This is a genomic window from Brevibacillus sp. RS1.1, from assembly GCF_013284365.1.
GTDB lineage: Bacteria > Bacillota > Bacilli > Brevibacillales > Brevibacillaceae > Brevibacillus > Brevibacillus brevis_D.
Genome location: NZ_JABSVA010000008.1, coordinates 73,261 through 89,571 on the forward strand (window position 1 = coordinate 73,261; position 16,311 = coordinate 89,571).

At 48.0% G+C, this 16,311-nt stretch carries 13 protein-coding genes; 12 read left to right on the plus strand and 1 reads right to left on the minus strand.

Features of this window, described 5'->3' with window-relative positions; all coding sequences use genetic code 11:
• The first annotated feature begins 183 nt into the window (after window positions 1-183).
• Entirely contained in the window at window positions 184-1,878 is a 1,695-nt protein-coding gene (locus HP570_RS22480) for a YcdB/YcdC domain-containing protein (RefSeq protein ID WP_173627208.1), read from the plus strand.
• Window positions 1,879-2,228: 350 nt separating this feature from the next.
• On the plus strand, window positions 2,229-4,196 hold the full coding sequence (locus tag HP570_RS22485; RefSeq protein WP_173627209.1) for a M6 family metalloprotease domain-containing protein: 1,968 nt from the start codon (window positions 2,229-2,231) through the stop codon (window positions 4,194-4,196).
• Between the two features lie 120 nt (window positions 4,197-4,316).
• On the opposite strand, the gene HP570_RS22490 is transcribed toward HP570_RS22485, so the two are convergent.
• Entirely contained in the window at window positions 4,317-5,411 is a 1,095-nt protein-coding gene (locus HP570_RS22490; RefSeq protein ID WP_173627210.1) for a suppressor of fused domain protein, read from the minus strand.
• Window positions 5,412-5,556: 145 nt separating this feature from the next.
• On the opposite strand from HP570_RS22490, the gene HP570_RS22495 reads away from it, so the two are divergent.
• The 10 genes from HP570_RS22495 to HP570_RS22540 all read left to right on the plus strand — a co-directional run bounded on the left by HP570_RS22495 (window position 5,557) and on the right by HP570_RS22540 (window position 16,302).
• Complete coding sequence (locus tag HP570_RS22495; RefSeq protein ID WP_173627211.1) at window positions 5,557-6,735, plus strand: DUF4272 domain-containing protein; 1,179 nt, start codon at window positions 5,557-5,559, stop codon at window positions 6,733-6,735.
• Window positions 6,716-7,444 carry an alpha/beta fold hydrolase gene (locus tag HP570_RS22500; protein WP_173627212.1) on the plus strand — a complete coding sequence of 243 codons (729 nt, stop codon included), beginning with the start codon at window positions 6,716-6,718 and terminating at the stop codon, window positions 7,442-7,444. Before HP570_RS22495 ends, HP570_RS22500 begins: the two co-directional genes overlap by 20 nt.
• Window positions 7,441-8,286 carry a DUF2785 domain-containing protein gene (locus tag HP570_RS22505; RefSeq protein WP_015893378.1) on the plus strand — a complete coding sequence of 282 codons (846 nt, stop codon included), beginning with the start codon at window positions 7,441-7,443 and terminating at the stop codon, window positions 8,284-8,286. Before HP570_RS22500 ends, HP570_RS22505 begins: the two co-directional genes overlap by 4 nt.
• A 360-nt stretch (window positions 8,287-8,646) precedes the next feature.
• Entirely contained in the window at window positions 8,647-9,219 is a 573-nt protein-coding gene (locus HP570_RS22510) for a TetR/AcrR family transcriptional regulator (RefSeq protein ID WP_173627213.1), read from the plus strand.
• Window positions 9,220-9,278: 59 nt separating this feature from the next.
• Window positions 9,279-11,165 (plus strand): alpha/beta fold hydrolase, encoded by a 1,887-nt coding sequence (locus tag HP570_RS22515; RefSeq protein ID WP_173627214.1) that lies wholly within the window; start codon window positions 9,279-9,281, stop codon window positions 11,163-11,165.
• 231 nt (window positions 11,166-11,396) lie between these two features.
• Window positions 11,397-12,332 carry a nickel ABC transporter permease gene (gene nikB, locus HP570_RS22520; protein WP_015893375.1) on the plus strand — a complete coding sequence of 312 codons (936 nt, stop codon included), beginning with the start codon at window positions 11,397-11,399 and terminating at the stop codon, window positions 12,330-12,332.
• A gap of 1 nt (window position 12,333) precedes the next feature.
• On the plus strand, window positions 12,334-13,188 hold the full coding sequence (locus HP570_RS22525) for an ABC transporter permease (RefSeq protein WP_041749656.1): 855 nt from the start codon (window positions 12,334-12,336) through the stop codon (window positions 13,186-13,188).
• 37 nt (window positions 13,189-13,225) lie between these two features.
• Window positions 13,226-14,215: an ABC transporter ATP-binding protein gene (locus HP570_RS22530; RefSeq protein ID WP_173627215.1), complete on the plus strand. Its 990-nt coding sequence runs from the start codon at window positions 13,226-13,228 to the stop codon at window positions 14,213-14,215.
• On the plus strand, window positions 14,212-15,174 hold the full coding sequence (locus tag HP570_RS22535; RefSeq protein ID WP_173627290.1) for an ABC transporter ATP-binding protein: 963 nt from the start codon (window positions 14,212-14,214) through the stop codon (window positions 15,172-15,174). Before HP570_RS22530 ends, HP570_RS22535 begins: the two co-directional genes overlap by 4 nt.
• A 21-nt stretch (window positions 15,175-15,195) precedes the next feature.
• Window positions 15,196-16,302 (plus strand): aminopeptidase, encoded by a 1,107-nt coding sequence (locus HP570_RS22540; RefSeq protein ID WP_173627216.1) that lies wholly within the window; start codon window positions 15,196-15,198, stop codon window positions 16,300-16,302.
• Window positions 16,303-16,311 lie beyond the last annotated feature (9 nt).

Here is a 16,311-nt window from a genome sequence, read left to right on the forward strand (position 1 = left end):
AAAATATAGGTTTAGACTACACGTCCTCGCCGATTAACGCGAGGACGTGTTTTTTAATAGAGATAAGGGATTATATAATAAAAATGGAATAATATGTGACGCGAATAATTGCCCTTCCGTCTTACCCTTGGTAAGGCCAAACAGAACTTATCCGCAAATATAAATACTATTTGGAGGTGCCCAATGAAACTCAACTCATCCATGATGACGGTTATAGCGGCGTGCTTACTTGCCTCTGCACCTGCTTGGACTACCCATCAACCAACAGTACAAGCAGCAAGTGATGTGAAAAAGGCAGCGTCTCAAAAAAATGATTATTCCCAAGATGTTCAGAATTCTCTGGACAAGCTATTTGAGGTGATTCCCGAGTTGAAAGGGTATCGACTAATTGATAAACATTATGAGGAAGACGGCTTTGGTCGTTATCCGGCACCGATCTGGAGCTTGCACTTCACCAACAGGCCAAAAACAGATGAAAAAAAAGAGTATGACGCATACTCATCCGTTAGCCTTGAGCTGGATGCACAGACGGGCCGATTGCTCCTTATGGATATCCAAAATCCAGCATGGGCTTCAGCTGATTATCCGGAAGAAAAGCTTGCCAGAGACAAGGCTGCAACTTTTATCGAGGATTTATTCGGTACGGAAGCAAAACAGCTGAAAGCCGAACAAAAACTCGGTAGGGGAAAAGCTGGATCAGGTGACGGGAAGGGCAACAAGCTGGAATGGGCTCACTCCACTGTGAAATACCACTCTCTCATCAATAACCTCCCTCTGTCCAACAACTCTATCTTCGTATCCGTTGATCATGCTGGCCATATTATTGGCTATGAAGCGTATCATTTCATCGATCCTAGCAAAGTGAACTGGCCTGATCCGAAAAAAGCGATAACACTTGAGGAAGCAAGCAAAATCTACAAGGACAAGCTTAAGATGGACCTGGTATACGTATGGGAGCAGCCGATTTCCTATGCTCAAAATGGAAAATCGGCAGAAGAGAAACCGATGCTTATTTATCAACTGAATACCATTGGTTGGATCGATGCTCTGACCGGCAAAGTCACAGGGGAAGAAACAGAAATGGCAGGGGAGAGTGTTCATGTAAAAGGAGAAGGGAAAAGCATCAAAATAGCTTCCCGCGAGCAAGGAGAGAAATGGCTGAAAACACAGTTTGGTATTGATGTTTCTGGTGCGACCTTTGAATACGATGATCACAAGGACAATCTTTTAGAAGGACTTCAGACAATCGAATCCTATCGGTGGATGAACGATTCAAATAAAGGTACGCCTGCATTTGAGATGGTTAGCCTCATTACAGATGAACAGAGTGATCGGCTCATCGACTTCGATCTGAATTTCCCAGACGAACGAAAAACAGAGCAGAAAATCAGTGTAGAGGAAGCGAAGAAAAAAGCGATCGCAGCACTCGTACCTTATCTTGACCCGGCGTTAACGGAGCTAACGCTTATCGTAGAGTCTCCTGAAGAAGATATTCCGGAGTGGGTAGACAAGAACAAGCTGGATAAGGAAGAGGATAAAGTGTATTCATTCACTTTTCACGGAAAACGCAACGGGATCGAAGTATCTGACGAGTTTTATATGGTGGGTGTAGACAAGGCGACGGGCACGATTACCGATTTAAACCTCCATCCACTCAACCCGGGTGTTACCCTTCCAGATTCCAAAAAGATTGTAAGTGCAGCAGAAGCAAAAGAAACGATCCAACAAGAAATTGACCTGGAGCTGGTCTACGTGTGGGAGCAGTATGATGGTCAAAGAGCTCCCGAACCGCAACTAGTCTATCAACGCAAATGGAAGAATGGCTATAGCTTTATCGATGCTTCGACAGGGAAGCTCGTCAAGGTGTCCCGCCAATAAATGACGTAACAGCCGATTTGCTCTCGCAGCAATATCGGCTTTTTTTAGTACACCTAGCATGGGCGTCGTCTCTAGGGTGAAAGTCCCGAACGGGGGCGTTTATTAGTTAATGATAAAAAAAATCCCCGATTTATAGAAAAAGTTAACATGTTACCAAGAATTTCCAATAATGTAGGTAAGGGCATTCTGGCAGTTCTGTATAGATGATCTGTCGATTCATTCTACGTATGAATCTGGTGCATTTATCAACAGAATATTCAGCTTGCCATAGAAAGGGGGGGCGATCTTCCTGAATCTATAGAGGAAACCATTCCAACAGGATAACAACTTCTAAATCGGGAGGAACATTTATGCAAAGAAGTTTTAAAGGCCTGTTCACGTCTGTTTTTTCATTGATTTGTATTTTGTACTTTCAAACGGATGTTTTTGCTGCACCCGCATATGATGGAGTTGTCAAAATGAAGCAACCGTCTGGTGAATCTTTTCAAGCCGTGATGCATGGAGATGAATGGTTCCATTGGGCGAGCACAAAGGATGGCGATGTCCTTTTACAAGATCAGGAGGGATATTGGAATTACGCTGAACTTACATCAGATGATCTGCAATCGACGGGGATAAAATATAAAATTGACGAAAAGCCTTCAGAGGCGGTAAATGAGAAAAATTTAATGGAATGGATAAATGAGTACGACCCTCAAGCAAATAAAAAACAGGAGTTCCTGAATGAGCTTCAACAAGAATTCTCGGGATCGTCAGAAAAAAATATTGACGGAAGTATCACGCCCGTTTCAGGAACCCAAAAATTGCTTGTTTTGTTAATTGGATTTACAGATGTTGATATCGCTTATAACGACAACGATTGGAGCAACAAATTCTTTTCTGCAAATCAAAAGTCGGTAAAGAATTACTATAATGAAGTGAGTAATGGAAAAGCACAGATCACCCCAGCATCCGAAATATATGGTACGCACAATGATGGAGTTGTGAAAGTAAAATTAGATTACGCTCATCCGGATACATCGGGAAAAGACATTAGGACGGTTATAACAGATGCACTGGATAAAGCGGATCCTGTGGTGAACTTTGCTAGTTTTGATACAAATAATGATCAAGTCATCGACTCTAAAGATAGCTTCTACATTATAACTGTTCTTGCTGGTAATGAAGAGGCTAGTGGTGGTGCAGTGCCAAATATTTGGGCACATCAGTGGTATGCTCCCAACACCAATCATGATGGTGTTACAGTATCAGGGATGTATACGACGCAGGGTGAAAAACAATTTGGTCATATGGCAACGATGGGTATCACTGCTCATGAATTCGGTCATTCCTTGGGCCTTCCGGATCTCTATGGTGCTAATAATCATGTGAGTGGTCTAAGTATAATGGCAAATGGAACCTGGAATAATCTCCAAGGGGAGGAACCTGGAACGACACCCACTCATATGGATGCCTGGTCAAAAGCAAAATTAGGATTTGTCACACCAACTGTAGTAAATGCCACTAACAATTTTACGCTTCAAGCCATCCCGAATAATTATAATGTTTTAAAGGTTCCTTTGAAGGATAATACGTATTTTTTAGTTGAGAATCGTGAAAAAGTTGGATATGATGCTAGCTTGCAAACAGTTTCTGGAGGCATCGCGGTTTGGCACGTTGATGAATCCATGAGTAATAGCACGAATGACCCGCATCCTTTCATTGACATTGAGCAATCCGTGAGTGAATATCAAGACCCATTCTATTACACGAATAATAATCATGCTGCTACTTTTAGTCCAGACACCAATCCGAACAGTAACACCTACACGGGAGAAAAATCGGGAGTAACGATTACGACAACAAGCACAAGTAATTCTGCCATGAATGTGGCAGTCACAGCAGGAGGAGCCAGTCTGATTCCGCAAGCGAATTGGACGCTAAAATACGTAGACAGCGATGAATTGTACAATGAAGCCCCGAAAGCCTTTGATGGAAACAACAGCACGTTTTGGCACACGAAATGGAGCCCCGTAGCTCCAATGCCGCACGAGATTCAAATTGACTTGGGTGCAACGTATAGCATTTCCAAATTTAGTTACCTGCCCAGACAAGATGGTCAAGTGAACGGAACGATCAAGAACTATGAGTTCTACGTCAGCAGTGATGGAGTGAATTGGGGAACAGCTGTAGCCACAGGTACCTTTGCAAGTGATACTACGTTGAAAGAAACCAGCTTTGCAGCCAAGACAGGTCGCTATATTAAACTGCGTGCCTTAAGCGAGATAAACAATAACCCATGGACAAGTGTGGCTGAACTCAATGTATTTGGGCAATAATGTATGGTAAAGGGTAGCTATTGCAATCATTGATACGCTACTCGAAAAGGTTATCATCTGCTGAGAGCTTCGCTCGGCATTTGATAACCTTTTTATTCCACTAGAAACTGTTTTCTAACTTCATGCTTCCTTCCTAAATTTCGCAACCCCATTAAAAATCCAGCTTGCACCATCTCCCGCAGAGTGCTGAAGCAATTGCTCAGACCCATGTATTTCTGCATACTGCTGTTCCTCTGCGGTAATCGGAATCATCCATAATAGATTCACAGGATCACCCGCCATGAGTGGAAGTGGAATGCGCGGGGCATCCTCAGGTTTTGCGAGCAGCATAGAGGAGAAGCGGCTATTAATCTGACTGATTTCCTGGCACGGAATGGTGTGACCCTGTGCGAGGAAGGTCATATACGACCACGGCAGAGAGGTTTGGCCGCTAACGTAGGCCAGCAATTGCTGTTCGTTTTGGGCGAGCCATTTGGTTTCGCAGGCAAAGGCCAGCTCGAATCGGCGTAATTGCTCCGGTTCTTCTGTATACTGCTCGACTTTTGGCTGAGGTAAAATGGACACGCCGAGGGTTATCGCATAGGTGACGTCCCCTTTTTCGATGGTCACCAATGCTTTTGGGGGCCAGTGCCCGCCGTCAATGCCGTAATATTGTTTAACTGGGCCGAGAGTCGAGGTAATCGCGTCCATGAACTGCTGCTGGATGTCAGGCCAAGGGTTGCCATCCCAGCTCGCCCAAAAATGCTGGGCAGCCTCGATACGAGCATACATGGCGTTCGACTCTGGTGTTCCTAGCGGAAAGCATAAATCAGATTCTCCGGTGCAATCTCGCGCATACGAAGGATAGTGCGAGCCGTCCGGGGAAGGGCCAGCCCAGCTAGGAATCACACACAGCACCTCATCCTCATACAAAAGCGCAGCTGCATCGCCTTCCTCCAGCCAGACGATCGAGAGCTGCTCCGGGTCCAGCCTGTCTGCCCCATCCGGATGAGCGCAGCAATCGCGTGGAAGCATGGGAGCTTGACCATCCTCCATGGCAGCGAAATCGATCGAGTCCGGTGCAGGTCCGTAATTTCTTACCCAACAAGAGCGAATGCTGGCATGTTCCTCGCCTGGATAATCCCACAAATAAAAAAAGACACCGTTCTCATCCTCTTCGACAAAAGCTTGAATCGGACAAATGGGGGAGAACTCCTCTAATAGAATGTTTTTCATAGGTTTCACCTTCAATCGTCGTGATAGATTCGCCGATAACTATAAAGATTTGTGCTTGATTAAACAGGGTTAGAATACCATAATTGAATATTGATTACAAAATTCGGTACTTTGAAAATGTTTTCCCAGCAAAGGAGGTTACCAGATGAATCAATGCACCATCTATGTCTCCATCCAACAATGCGAGAAAGTCGTCTCTGCGATTGTCGAGGCTTTTCGTGATCAATTGGTAGAGGTATCCGCAGACGAGCGGGCCGTGACCGTGACCGATAAAAAATGGTTTAGCAAGAGCAAGATCACCTTCAATCTTATGCGCGAGGACGATGACCAAGAAGCTTTTCTCCAGATGAAAAAAGGGATGTACGGCTACTTCGCACAGATTGAAACGACCCACGAGAAGGTCCAGCAAAAGCTGTTGTACCAAATTACAGCGCTCAATGTGGCGGTAGGAATCGTGGCGAGCAAGGAAATTGATCAGACGGCGTTTGCGTCCATTATGGCGATTGCCGAAGAAGTACACGGGATTGTTTTTCTCCCTACCGGAGACATGCTCGATAAACAAGGAAGGCTGATTCTCAATACGGCAGGAGAATCCGAAGTGGACGATTTTCTGGTGACGGTCAGTGTAGACCTGATCGACGGACATATTCAGCCCTCCCAGTCAGGCGAAGCGCGCAAGGAGCGGAGCATCAAGCTATTGCAGGAGCAAGGCATTCCGTACATCCCGCATCTTCCTGTCATCGTAGGGGATGAGGATGCCGTCATCAGGAGCAAGGATGAGATGGTTCAGCGAGCGATTGCCCTGTGTCTGATTGCGGTATATGCCGGCGGGATTGCCGAAAACGGACAACTCAAGGAAGAGCGGGAGTTCATCGAGGGCATTATTGAGCAGTTTGGCGCTGCTGAATTCTTTACGGAAAAAGAGAGAGACTTCTTGAATGATCCACAGCCCGACCGAACCGATATGATTCAGATGGTTTGGATGTACGAATGCTACTGGATACTGCTGTGGGCACTTGGCTATGTGGAAGAGCTCCATTTCCCAGATGAGATTTGTGATGTGAACACCGCGATTGACGCTCTCAGAAGCGCAGGTGACTATGACACCTTCTATAGCAATGCGGTCGTGAGAAGCAAACAAGAGATTCTCGATCAGGCAGATTTAATCTACCGCTATGACTGGGCGTGCGTGGATGCGCGCATCAACAATCGTGTGGTTGCGGGTGGTTTGAATGACGAAGTAGTTGTGGAAAGACACCGAGCATTGAATTGGCTGGTTCGTTACATGGAGGACGATTGGGATCATGTCTCGATGGATACATAAGCTGTATTCGCGAAAAAGTGGGACACCTAGTGTGATCTTTCTAGCAGGCATGGGCGATAGCGGTGAGACATGGAAGATCGTTCAAGACCGCATCTCGCAGGAAGCGTCTACCTTATCCTATGATTGGGCAGGGATTGGCAGGAGTCCAGCGCCAGAAGTCGTACCCCGGACATGCCGTGATCTGGTCGAGGAGCTGTATGACTTGCTGCAAGAGATAAAGGTGGAGACGCCTTGTATTTTGGTCGGACATTCTTTTGGCGGTTTGGTTGCCAGATTGTTTGCGAACCTGTATCCGCAGCTTGTTTCGGGGCTGGTTTTGGTTGACGCTGCTCCCGAATATAAAGAGCTCGCCTATGAAAAGGTTTTACCTGACAACCTGATCGCAGCCAATCGAGAATATTACGAGAATCCGATGCGAAACAGCGAGAAGATCGATAAAATACGGAGCTATCAAGAGATTGTTGAGTCTTTTCGGCAAAGCGACATACCTGTCACGATTATTACGAGAGGCTTGCCGGACGTGTGGGACGAGGAATGGCCGAACGAGGAAATCTTAGCAATCGATCAACGTCTGCAGGCCGATTTCAAGCGGCTTTCAACCTCAAGCAAGCAAAGAATAGCTACTCGCAGCGGGCATTATATTCATCACGATGAACCGGAAATGGTGGTGGAGGAAATTTTGATTATGGTAAGGGGGATGAACAAGTGAGCGATACAAGAACCCAGCTTGTGCTGGACCTGCAAAGATTGGAGCAGGAACAATATCAGCTGCGTCAAGGTGAACAATTGGAGGATTTCGTCTCACGATTGTTGCAATACATTGGGGATCCTGACCCGGAATTGCGGGATAACCTCATCTACCCGGCATTTTATTATTGGATTCTCGACGAGGACAAGCTGACGGAGGCGCAATTGCGCAGCCTCCTGCGAGAACTAACCGACGAAAAGCATTTGTTCTATCAGATCGGCAGCGAGGGTGATCCATCTGTATTTACGAGGACATTCTCTGCATTGCCGATTGCCTTGATCATGCGACGTCACAGGCAGAAGCCTTTTTTGGAGCTCGCTGATTTCCAGCATGTGAAGAATGCCATGCTCCGCTATTTTCAAGAGGAGAAGGATTTGCGCGGCTATTTGTCCGAGGGAGGCTGGGCTCACAGTACCGCTCACGGAGCAGACGTATTCGTAGAGCTAGTGCAGTGCCCAGAGAGCGACGAAGCCGTACAGCGAGACGTTCTTCAAGCGATCCAGGGCGTGCTACATAACGGAAAGCATATTTTCAATGACGAAGAGGACGAACGACTTGCGAGCATCGTAGATACCATGATAGACAAAGGCTTGCTTCCAGAACAGGAACTTGCTGACTGGATCAATGGCTTGGCAAGCTGTGCCGAGCTTCCAAAAAGTCGTACTCAAGTTATCGCTCGGGTAAACAGCAAGAACTTTTTACGCTGTCTCTATTTCAGAAGGGCACGAGATAGCCGGGAAAATGAGCTTGCGGCAGCTATGCTTGCTGCCGTAACGAAGTGTAACAGATTTGCGATCAATTAATGGGTGAAGGTTGATGCCAAGACAGAAGGCATCAGCCTTTTCTTTTTTTATACGAAGTTTTAAATGAAAGCGATGAACCAACAAAGCTGGCAAGAAGAAAAAGCGCAGGGCTCGTAGACCTTGACAACGCCTACCCAGTCGGAACTTCAAAAAGGGGACCACGCTTGTCGAACACCTCTTCTTTGAGAACCTTCCGCCCGTAGGGTGGCTTTGGCTCGACGGTCCCCTTTTTGAAGTGTAGACGGACAGTCAATCCCCCTTGCGGGCGTGTCAGAGTCAAAGAGAACTGCGCTTTTTCTTCTCCTCCACTACACACTCGGACGATTGACAATCCCTTACTAGTACTATATAGTACTAATCATGAAACGAACCTCAAACCGTGACCATGTCATCGCCACTGCATCTAATTTGTTTTTGCAAAAAGGAATCATGAATACCAGCATGGATGACGTCGTAGCACAGAGCAAAGTCTCCAAGTCCAACATTTACTATCACTTCAAAAGCAAGGAGGAGCTCGTCGTAGCTGTACTCGGCTACAGAATCAACGTCCTGAGAGGAGCACTGGAAGCCATCTTGCAACGGACAGACCTGTCTGTTTCCGCACGGGTAGGGCTGATTTTTACCACCATCGCAGAAGAACTGGAGGACCGCTCCTGTGTAGGAGGCTGTCCGATCCTTTCCTTGCTGTCGGCACAAATACCAGAGGTCAAAGCGCGAATCAACGAGTTCCTGATCGAATGGCAGAACCTAGCGGAAAAGCTGCTCGTGGAGGGAATCGCCCGTGGAGAATTCAAGGAAAATATCTCGATTCAGCAAACGGCAGTCTTGTTCGTGACCATTATGGAGGGAGCGATGCTCATGGCTGAATCGCAGGGTCATGCACAGGTACTCGTAGGCGCAGGTCAGACACTTCTACACTTGATTCAAGTGTAGGATTTTTTTGAAGTGAATTAGTACTGAATAGTTCTGTAAATATAAAGGAGGCAGAAACAATGGCTGTCGTTTTTGTAACAGGTGCGACTGGATTTATCGGCAAGGAGTTAACAAAGCAGCTGGCCCGGTCCGGTCATACCGTACTGGCGCTGGTTCGTTCGCCCGAGAAGTGGGATGAATTGCTGATGCAGATGACACCTACAGAGAGGTCTAATTGCAAGGCCGTGCGGGGTGATTTGCGAAAGGAGGGCTTGGGATTATCAGCGAGTGATTACGAGCAGGTATTGCGCGCAACTATTATCATCCATGCAGGTGCCCCGATGGATATCTCGCTGGATGAAACGGTGGCGAGGGAATTGATTTTACAAGGAGCAAGTCACCTTGCAGCACTAGCGAATGAATTGCATAAACAACAGCGTCTACAAAAGCTGATTCATATCGTTGGCTACATGAGTCCGTTTGACGATGAGAGTGGAAAGCTGGCGACAGATGTTTTTGCGCCAACCGATTTTTATCAAGAGGCAGGGGGCTACGAGAAATACAAGTTTCTGGCAGATCTATACCTCAGACAAGAGGCGTATCAAAAAGGAATGCCGCTGGTCGTGGTAAATCCGTGTACGATCATAGGCCCGCGAAGCACCGGGAACACAGAACAAACAGATGGATTCGGGCTCGTGATCAGCTCCATGCGGCGTGGTAAGATCCCTGTTCTTCCCGGTGGTAAGGAGTGGTGGCTGCCCTTGCTTTCCGTCGACGATTTTGCCCAGGTCATTGTGGGGATTGTAGAGACAAATCACATCGAGCATCAAACGTATTACGCCTTAAATGAGCGGAGTGCCACGCCAGCTTTTTCAGAGCTGATTTCGTTGATGGCTAAAGAATTACGGATGAAGCCACCAACCATTCCTTTCCCGGTATCGGTCTTGAAAAAAATTCTCCATAACGGCGGCAGCCGCTTGCTCGGGGTACCTGCCAATTCGATGGATTTTCTCGTAAAGAAAGACTTCCCGCTCGCTCCCTTTCAGCAAATGAAAGCGAAAAAAAGCATCGATGCATACGACGTAGCGGCGTATCTTCCCAGTGTGATTGCCGATCTCGACTACCGTTTGTCGGTCAAGGATCAGAAAGTACCTCCTTGCTTTCACCGAGAGCAAATCGCAGGCATGGCCGCGTACAAGAAAGAAGGCTCGGGTACTCCGTGGCTGCTCGTGCACGGGCTTTTCAGTGAGATGAGCGATTTACTCCCGCTCGCTGAACAGCTGGGTGAACAGGAAGTATGGTTACTGGATTTACCCGGATTTGGCAGATCGCCCTATCACCATCACGAAAAACCGCTCGAGGGCTTTATCGAGGCAGTGGCCGAGGCATTGCGACAGCTGCCATCTCCGGTTCATCTTGCAGGACATTCATTTGGCGGGCTTTTGGCATGGGAGGCAGCAAAGCGAGTACCGGAAAAAATCGAGAAGCTATACCTTTTGCAGCCACCCCTGCATGCCCCGAAGTATTCTCGGCTGCAGGCGGGATTGGGGAAGAGTCCAGCCCTCCTTCAGCTTTTTTTGCAAAAGCAGTTAACGTCAGCCAAATTGGAAAAAGCAATGCTTGAGCAAGGGGTATTTCAGTCTACGTATGAAATGCCAAAAGGCTATGTAGAAAAGGCAGGGAAGCTCCTGCAATCCCCGCGCATCAGCAAGACGCATACAGACGTGCTGCGCTACTTTATGAACGAATTCCGGCAAATGGCGGTAGCGACACAGCCTCTCCCTTTTCCAGCCCAGATCGTATGGGGAACTCAGGATAAAACGTATCAGCTGACAAAAGGAGCAGAGGATGCATTCAGGAAAGCGAATGTAAAGATTGAAAGGCTCTCCGTTGCTCATCATTTTCCCCTCAGTCATCCACAGCTAACGGCAAACGTATTGCTACAGATGAGGCACGGCAAGGAATGACGACGGAACGATTCTTCAGAAGGGCATGGTAGAAAGGGACCATGCTCTTTTTGAATGGGGCGAGAAAAAACAAGTTGAACTTTCTGTGAATTTGGAATAGACTATTTTTAACTAATAACGACACTATAACGACAAGTGGCGTTAGTGGAGAAAGAGGGAGGAGAGCAAAGTGCAGGAGCGCAACAAGAAGAAGCTAGTTCATACCGTTTCTCACATCTGGGTGAAGACCTCATGAAGCAGTATATTGTGAAGCGCCTATTGTCGGGCATCATTGTCCTGTTTGGACTCTCCGTTTTTACGTTTTTGCTCATTCATCTCATCCCCGGAGACCCTGTGCGGATCATGCTGGGGCAGCGGGCGACTGTAGAACAAATCGAGTCGCTTCGAGGAGAGCTGGGCTTGAACAAGCCTTTGGTAGTCCAGTATCTCGACTATGCTTCTGGGGTTTTAAAAGGAGATCTCGGCACTTCCCTGAAAACGGGTCGACCTGTCAGCACAGAAATTGCTGATCGCTTTCCAGCGACAGCAAAAATGGCAGTAGCCAGCCTCGTAGTGGCAGTTGTGATCGGTATCGGGCTGGGTGTCCTAGCGGCAAAATACAAGGATACACCCATCGATGGAGCGATTATGACCTTTTCCACCTTTGGGATGTCCATACCTGGCTTTTGGTTAGGTTTACTCGTCATCCTTGTATTCTCCGTCCATTTGGGCTGGTTTCCGATTGCGGGAGGAACGGGGTTAAAAGACATGGTTCTTCCAGCGTTTACTCTGGGGACATTGACGGCGACGGCACTCAGCCGACTCACTCGTGCTGGCATGGTAGAGGTTTTGTCCAATGACTATATCCGAACAGCACGTGCGAAAGGGATGAATGAACGAGTTGTGCTGCTGCGGCACGCTTTTCGCAATGTGATGATTCCAATTGTGGCTGTCATTGGCTTGGAACTCGCTGGCTTGCTTGGTGGGGCAGTGATTATCGAGCAGGTTTTTGGCTGGCCGGGAGTGGGGACTTTGGCGATTCAAGCAATTAGCTCGCGGGATTTTCCGATGATTCAAGGAACGACGCTGTTTATCGGAGCGGTGTATGTCCTCGTAGTCATTTTGATTGATGTCCTGTACGCGGTTCTCGATCCTCGCATTGATTACGCCGCGAAGGAGGGGGTATAGCATGTTCTGGAGCAGACAATGGTCCATGCCTCGTTTCGAATTATTTGAGAAGATCATGCAGCAAAAAAAAGCGAAATACAGCTTCCTGATGATGCTCTGCATTGTTTTGCTTGGAATCATCGGGCCGTGGATTGCTCCGCACGATCCCACGAAAACGTACTACGAAGCATTTATGCAAGGCCCGTCGAAAGACTTTTGGCTAGGGACAGATGCGATTGGCCGCGATATTTTTTCCCGGATGCTGTACGGAACACGAGTGACAATGACCGTAGCTGTGCTGGCGTCTGTCATGACGTTTGTAGCAGGAACGCTGATTGGTGTGACATGCGCTTACCTCGGAGGAATTGTTGACAATGTGATCATGAGAATCATGGACATCATGCTGGCGTTGCCCGGCATTGTGCTGGCTCTAGCCATTGTCGCTGTACTCGGACCGAGTCAGGAAAATGCGATGATCGCGATCGGAATATCATCGATCCCGGCCTTTTCGATTCTGATCCGTGGTGCGGCACTCTCGATCAAGCAATCCGGTTATGTGGAGGCAAGTCGCTCCATCGGCAGCTCGAATTGGTGGATCATTACGCGCCAGTTCATTCCGAACATCTCGAATGTACTGATCGTCTATACGACCATGTTTATAGGTAGTGCTATTTTGGGGACCTCGGCACTGGGCTTTATCGGTTTGGGTGCGCAGCCTCCTACACCGGAGTGGGGAACGATGCTGAATGAAGGGAAAAATTACTTGCGAGAAGCTTGGTGGCTCGCGACATTTCCCGGTCTTGCGATTACGGCAGTCGTTTTTACGGTGTATTTGCTGGGGGATGCTTTGCGCGATATCTTTGATCCCAAAGCATAGTTGACGAGCTTCCGTTCCCGAAAAAGGAGTGAGTAACGTGACAAACATGTTGGAAGTGACAGGATTGACTACCACGTTTCCAAAAAATGAAAGGGCTTTCAAGGTAGTGGACAATCTTTGTTTGCAGGTCAAAAAAGGTGAATCGGTCGGGATCGTCGGAGAATCAGGATGTGGAAAAAGCGTTGCCTCCCTATCCATGATGCGCTTGCTCAGTAAAAACGGAAGCATTGAAGGCCGTATTCAACTGGACGGAGCCGATCTCTTGCGCTATAGCGAAAAAGAGATGCAGAAGATCAGAGGAAAAGAGATCGCCATGATCTTTCAGGAGCCGATGACTTCCCTGAATCCCGTACTGACTATCGGCAAGCAATTGAGCGAAGGACTGGAAAAGCATGAGGGCATGAACCGAGCCCAATCGAGACAAAGAGTGGTCGAGTTGTTGACGCAGGTAGGCATTTCACGTGCCAATGAAATCTATCACGAGTACCCGCATCGTCTGTCAGGGGGGATGCGACAGCGCGTGATGATCGCGATGGCGATTGCCTGCCATCCAAAGCTGCTGATAGCGGACGAACCGACGACTGCACTAGACGTAACGATCCAGGCGCAAATATTGGATGTCATGAAAAAAATCCAAAGAGAGCTGGGCATGTCGCTCATCATGATCACGCATGATTTGGGCGTCGTCGCCGAGACATGCGACCGGGTACTCGTGATGTATGCCGGGCAGGTCATTGAAGCCGCTGATGTTCGCACACTGCTGCGCAGCCCCAAGCATCCGTACACCGTGGGCTTGATCAAATCAACGCCACATAACGCCAAAGGCCTGAAGAGATTGCATAGTATCGCGGGAAGTGTGCCGACCCCTGATCATTACCCAAAAGGATGTCGTTTTGCTCCGCGATGCGAGAAGGCGATGCCTATTTGTTTGGAACAAAATCCCCCGTTACTGGATGTGGATCAGCAGTCGGAATGCCGCTGTTGGCTGTATCGAGAGAACAGGGAGAGCACGGCGGTGAATGGATGAAGACGCCTCTTTTGCAAGTGAAGAACCTGAATAAGAAGTTCCTTGTCCGCAAAGGGTGGTTTCAGCCGCCAAGTTACGTGCATGCCGTTCATGGAGTGAACATGACTGTCAACGCAGGTGAAACGTTGGGAATCGTGGGAGAGTCGGGATGTGGCAAGTCAACATTGGGCAGATGTATTTTGCGTTTGATCGAGCCGACAGACGGCGAGATTGTGTTCGAAGGTCAAAATATCCGTAGCTTACAGAAGCCAGACATGAAAAAGCTGCGGCGTGATATGCAAATGGTGTTTCAAAATCCATTTGATACCCTCAATCCAAAGCTGACGATCCAACACATTTTGTCAGAGCCATTGATTGCCCATGGTATTCAAAAACGCGAGCGAACAGCCATGATCGAAGAGACGCTGGAGATCGTCGGTTTGAACAAAAGTCATTTGTCGCGATATGCCCATGAGTTTTCCGGAGGACAAAGGCAAAGAATCGGAATCGCTCGCGCCTTGATGCTCAGGCCAAAGCTCATCATCGCTGACGAGCCTGTATCCGCTCTCGATGTATCGATCCAATCGCAAATTCTCAATTTGCTTCAGGATTTGCAGGAGCAGTTTTCGCTCACGTATCTTTTTATCTCGCATGATTTGAGTGTCGTCGAGCATATCGCCGATCGGGTAGCGGTGATGTACTTGGGAGAAGTGATTGAGCTAGCGAAAAAAGAAGAGCTGTTTCAACGTCCGATGCATCCCTACACACAGTCGCTTCTCTCCGCCATTCCTATCACAGATCCTGACGAGAAAAAAGAACGGATCATGTTAACAGGGGATCTGCCGTCTCCATCCAATCCGCCGAAGGGCTGCAAGTTTCATCCGCGTTGTTGGGCATGCATGGAAGTGTGCAAAACAGAAGCCCCGCTATTAACAGAAGCAGACGGCAGACTGGTTGCGTGTCATCTCTATGAAAAATAAGGGAACAGGAGTGATAGATAGATGTTGGACCCACGTCTTACGAAGCTGGCGAATGTGCTGGTAAATTACTCTACAAATGTGCAGCCGGGAGATAACGTGCTGATCGATGCGATGGAGGTGGACGCTGCTCTGATAAAGGAGCTTGTCAAAGCAGTTTCGCGAGCAGGCGGACATTCCTTTGTGAACCTGCGTGAATCCTCGATTAGCCGTCAGTTATTGTTAGCGGGAACAGAGGAGCAATTCCGTCTAGAGGCAGAGATGGACAAAGAACGAATGGCAAAAATGCAAGCGTGCATCATCATCGAGGGTGGGCTGAACATCAACGAAATGTCTGATGTCCCGGGTGAGCAGATGAAGCTGGCTACATCCTTTTCCAAAGAAGTAAGTATCGTGCGTCTCAAAAAGAAATGGGTCTATCTCCGTTATCCGACGCCTTCTATGGCGCAGCTGGCGAATAAGAGTACAGAAGCGTTCGAACAGTTTTACTTTGATGTCTGCACAATGGATTATGCCAAAATGGCAAAAGCCATGCAGCCGCTCAAGGAACTGATGGAGCGAACTGACCGCGTGAAAATCACGGGACCTGGCACAGAGCTGACCTTCTCCATCAAAGGCATTCCAGCGATCCCGTGTCCGGGGCAATATAACATACCAGACGGTGAAGTGTTTACGGCCCCTATTCGCGATTCGGTGAACGGTGTCCTATCGTTTAACACGCCTTCGCCTTATCAAGGCTTTACCTTTGAAAAGGTACGGTTGGAGTTCGTGGACGGGAAGATCGTTCATGCCACAGCCAATGACACGGAGCGCTTGAACAAAATTCTGGATACGGATGAAGGTGCCCGGTACATTGGGGAGTTTGCTTTGGGGGTCAACCCGTTCATCCGGGAGCCTATGCAGGATATTTTATTCGATGAAAAAATCGACGGCAGCTTCCACTTTACCCCGGGCCGATGCTATGACGAGGCATCCAATGGCAACATGTCAAACATCCATTGGGACATGGTCATGATTCAGCGCCCGGAGTACGGTGGCGGTGAGATTTGGTTCGATGACCACTTGATTCGCAGAGACGGACGCTTTCTTTTACCGGAGCTTGAACCACTTAACCCAGAAAACCTGAAATAACAGGGGGAG

Coding starts and splice junctions, on each gene's coding strand:
- HP570_RS22480 (WP_173627208.1), top strand. CDS start 184: ATGAAACTCAACTCATCCATGATGACGGTTATAGCGGCGTGCTTACTT.
- HP570_RS22485 (WP_173627209.1), top strand. CDS start 2,229: ATGCAAAGAAGTTTTAAAGGCCTGTTCACGTCTGTTTTTTCATTGATT.
- HP570_RS22490 (WP_173627210.1), bottom strand. CDS start 5,411: ATGAAAAACATTCTATTAGAGGAGTTCTCCCCCATTTGTCCGATTCAA.
- HP570_RS22495 (WP_173627211.1), top strand. CDS start 5,557: ATGAATCAATGCACCATCTATGTCTCCATCCAACAATGCGAGAAAGTC.
- HP570_RS22500 (WP_173627212.1), top strand. CDS start 6,716: ATGTCTCGATGGATACATAAGCTGTATTCGCGAAAAAGTGGGACACCT.
- HP570_RS22510 (WP_173627213.1), top strand. CDS start 8,647: ATGAAACGAACCTCAAACCGTGACCATGTCATCGCCACTGCATCTAAT.
- HP570_RS22515 (WP_173627214.1), top strand. CDS start 9,279: ATGGCTGTCGTTTTTGTAACAGGTGCGACTGGATTTATCGGCAAGGAG.
- nikB (WP_015893375.1), top strand. CDS start 11,397: ATGAAGCAGTATATTGTGAAGCGCCTATTGTCGGGCATCATTGTCCTG.
- HP570_RS22525 (WP_041749656.1), top strand. CDS start 12,334: ATGTTCTGGAGCAGACAATGGTCCATGCCTCGTTTCGAATTATTTGAG.
- HP570_RS22535 (WP_173627290.1), top strand. CDS start 14,212: ATGAAGACGCCTCTTTTGCAAGTGAAGAACCTGAATAAGAAGTTCCTT.
- HP570_RS22540 (WP_173627216.1), top strand. CDS start 15,196: ATGTTGGACCCACGTCTTACGAAGCTGGCGAATGTGCTGGTAAATTAC.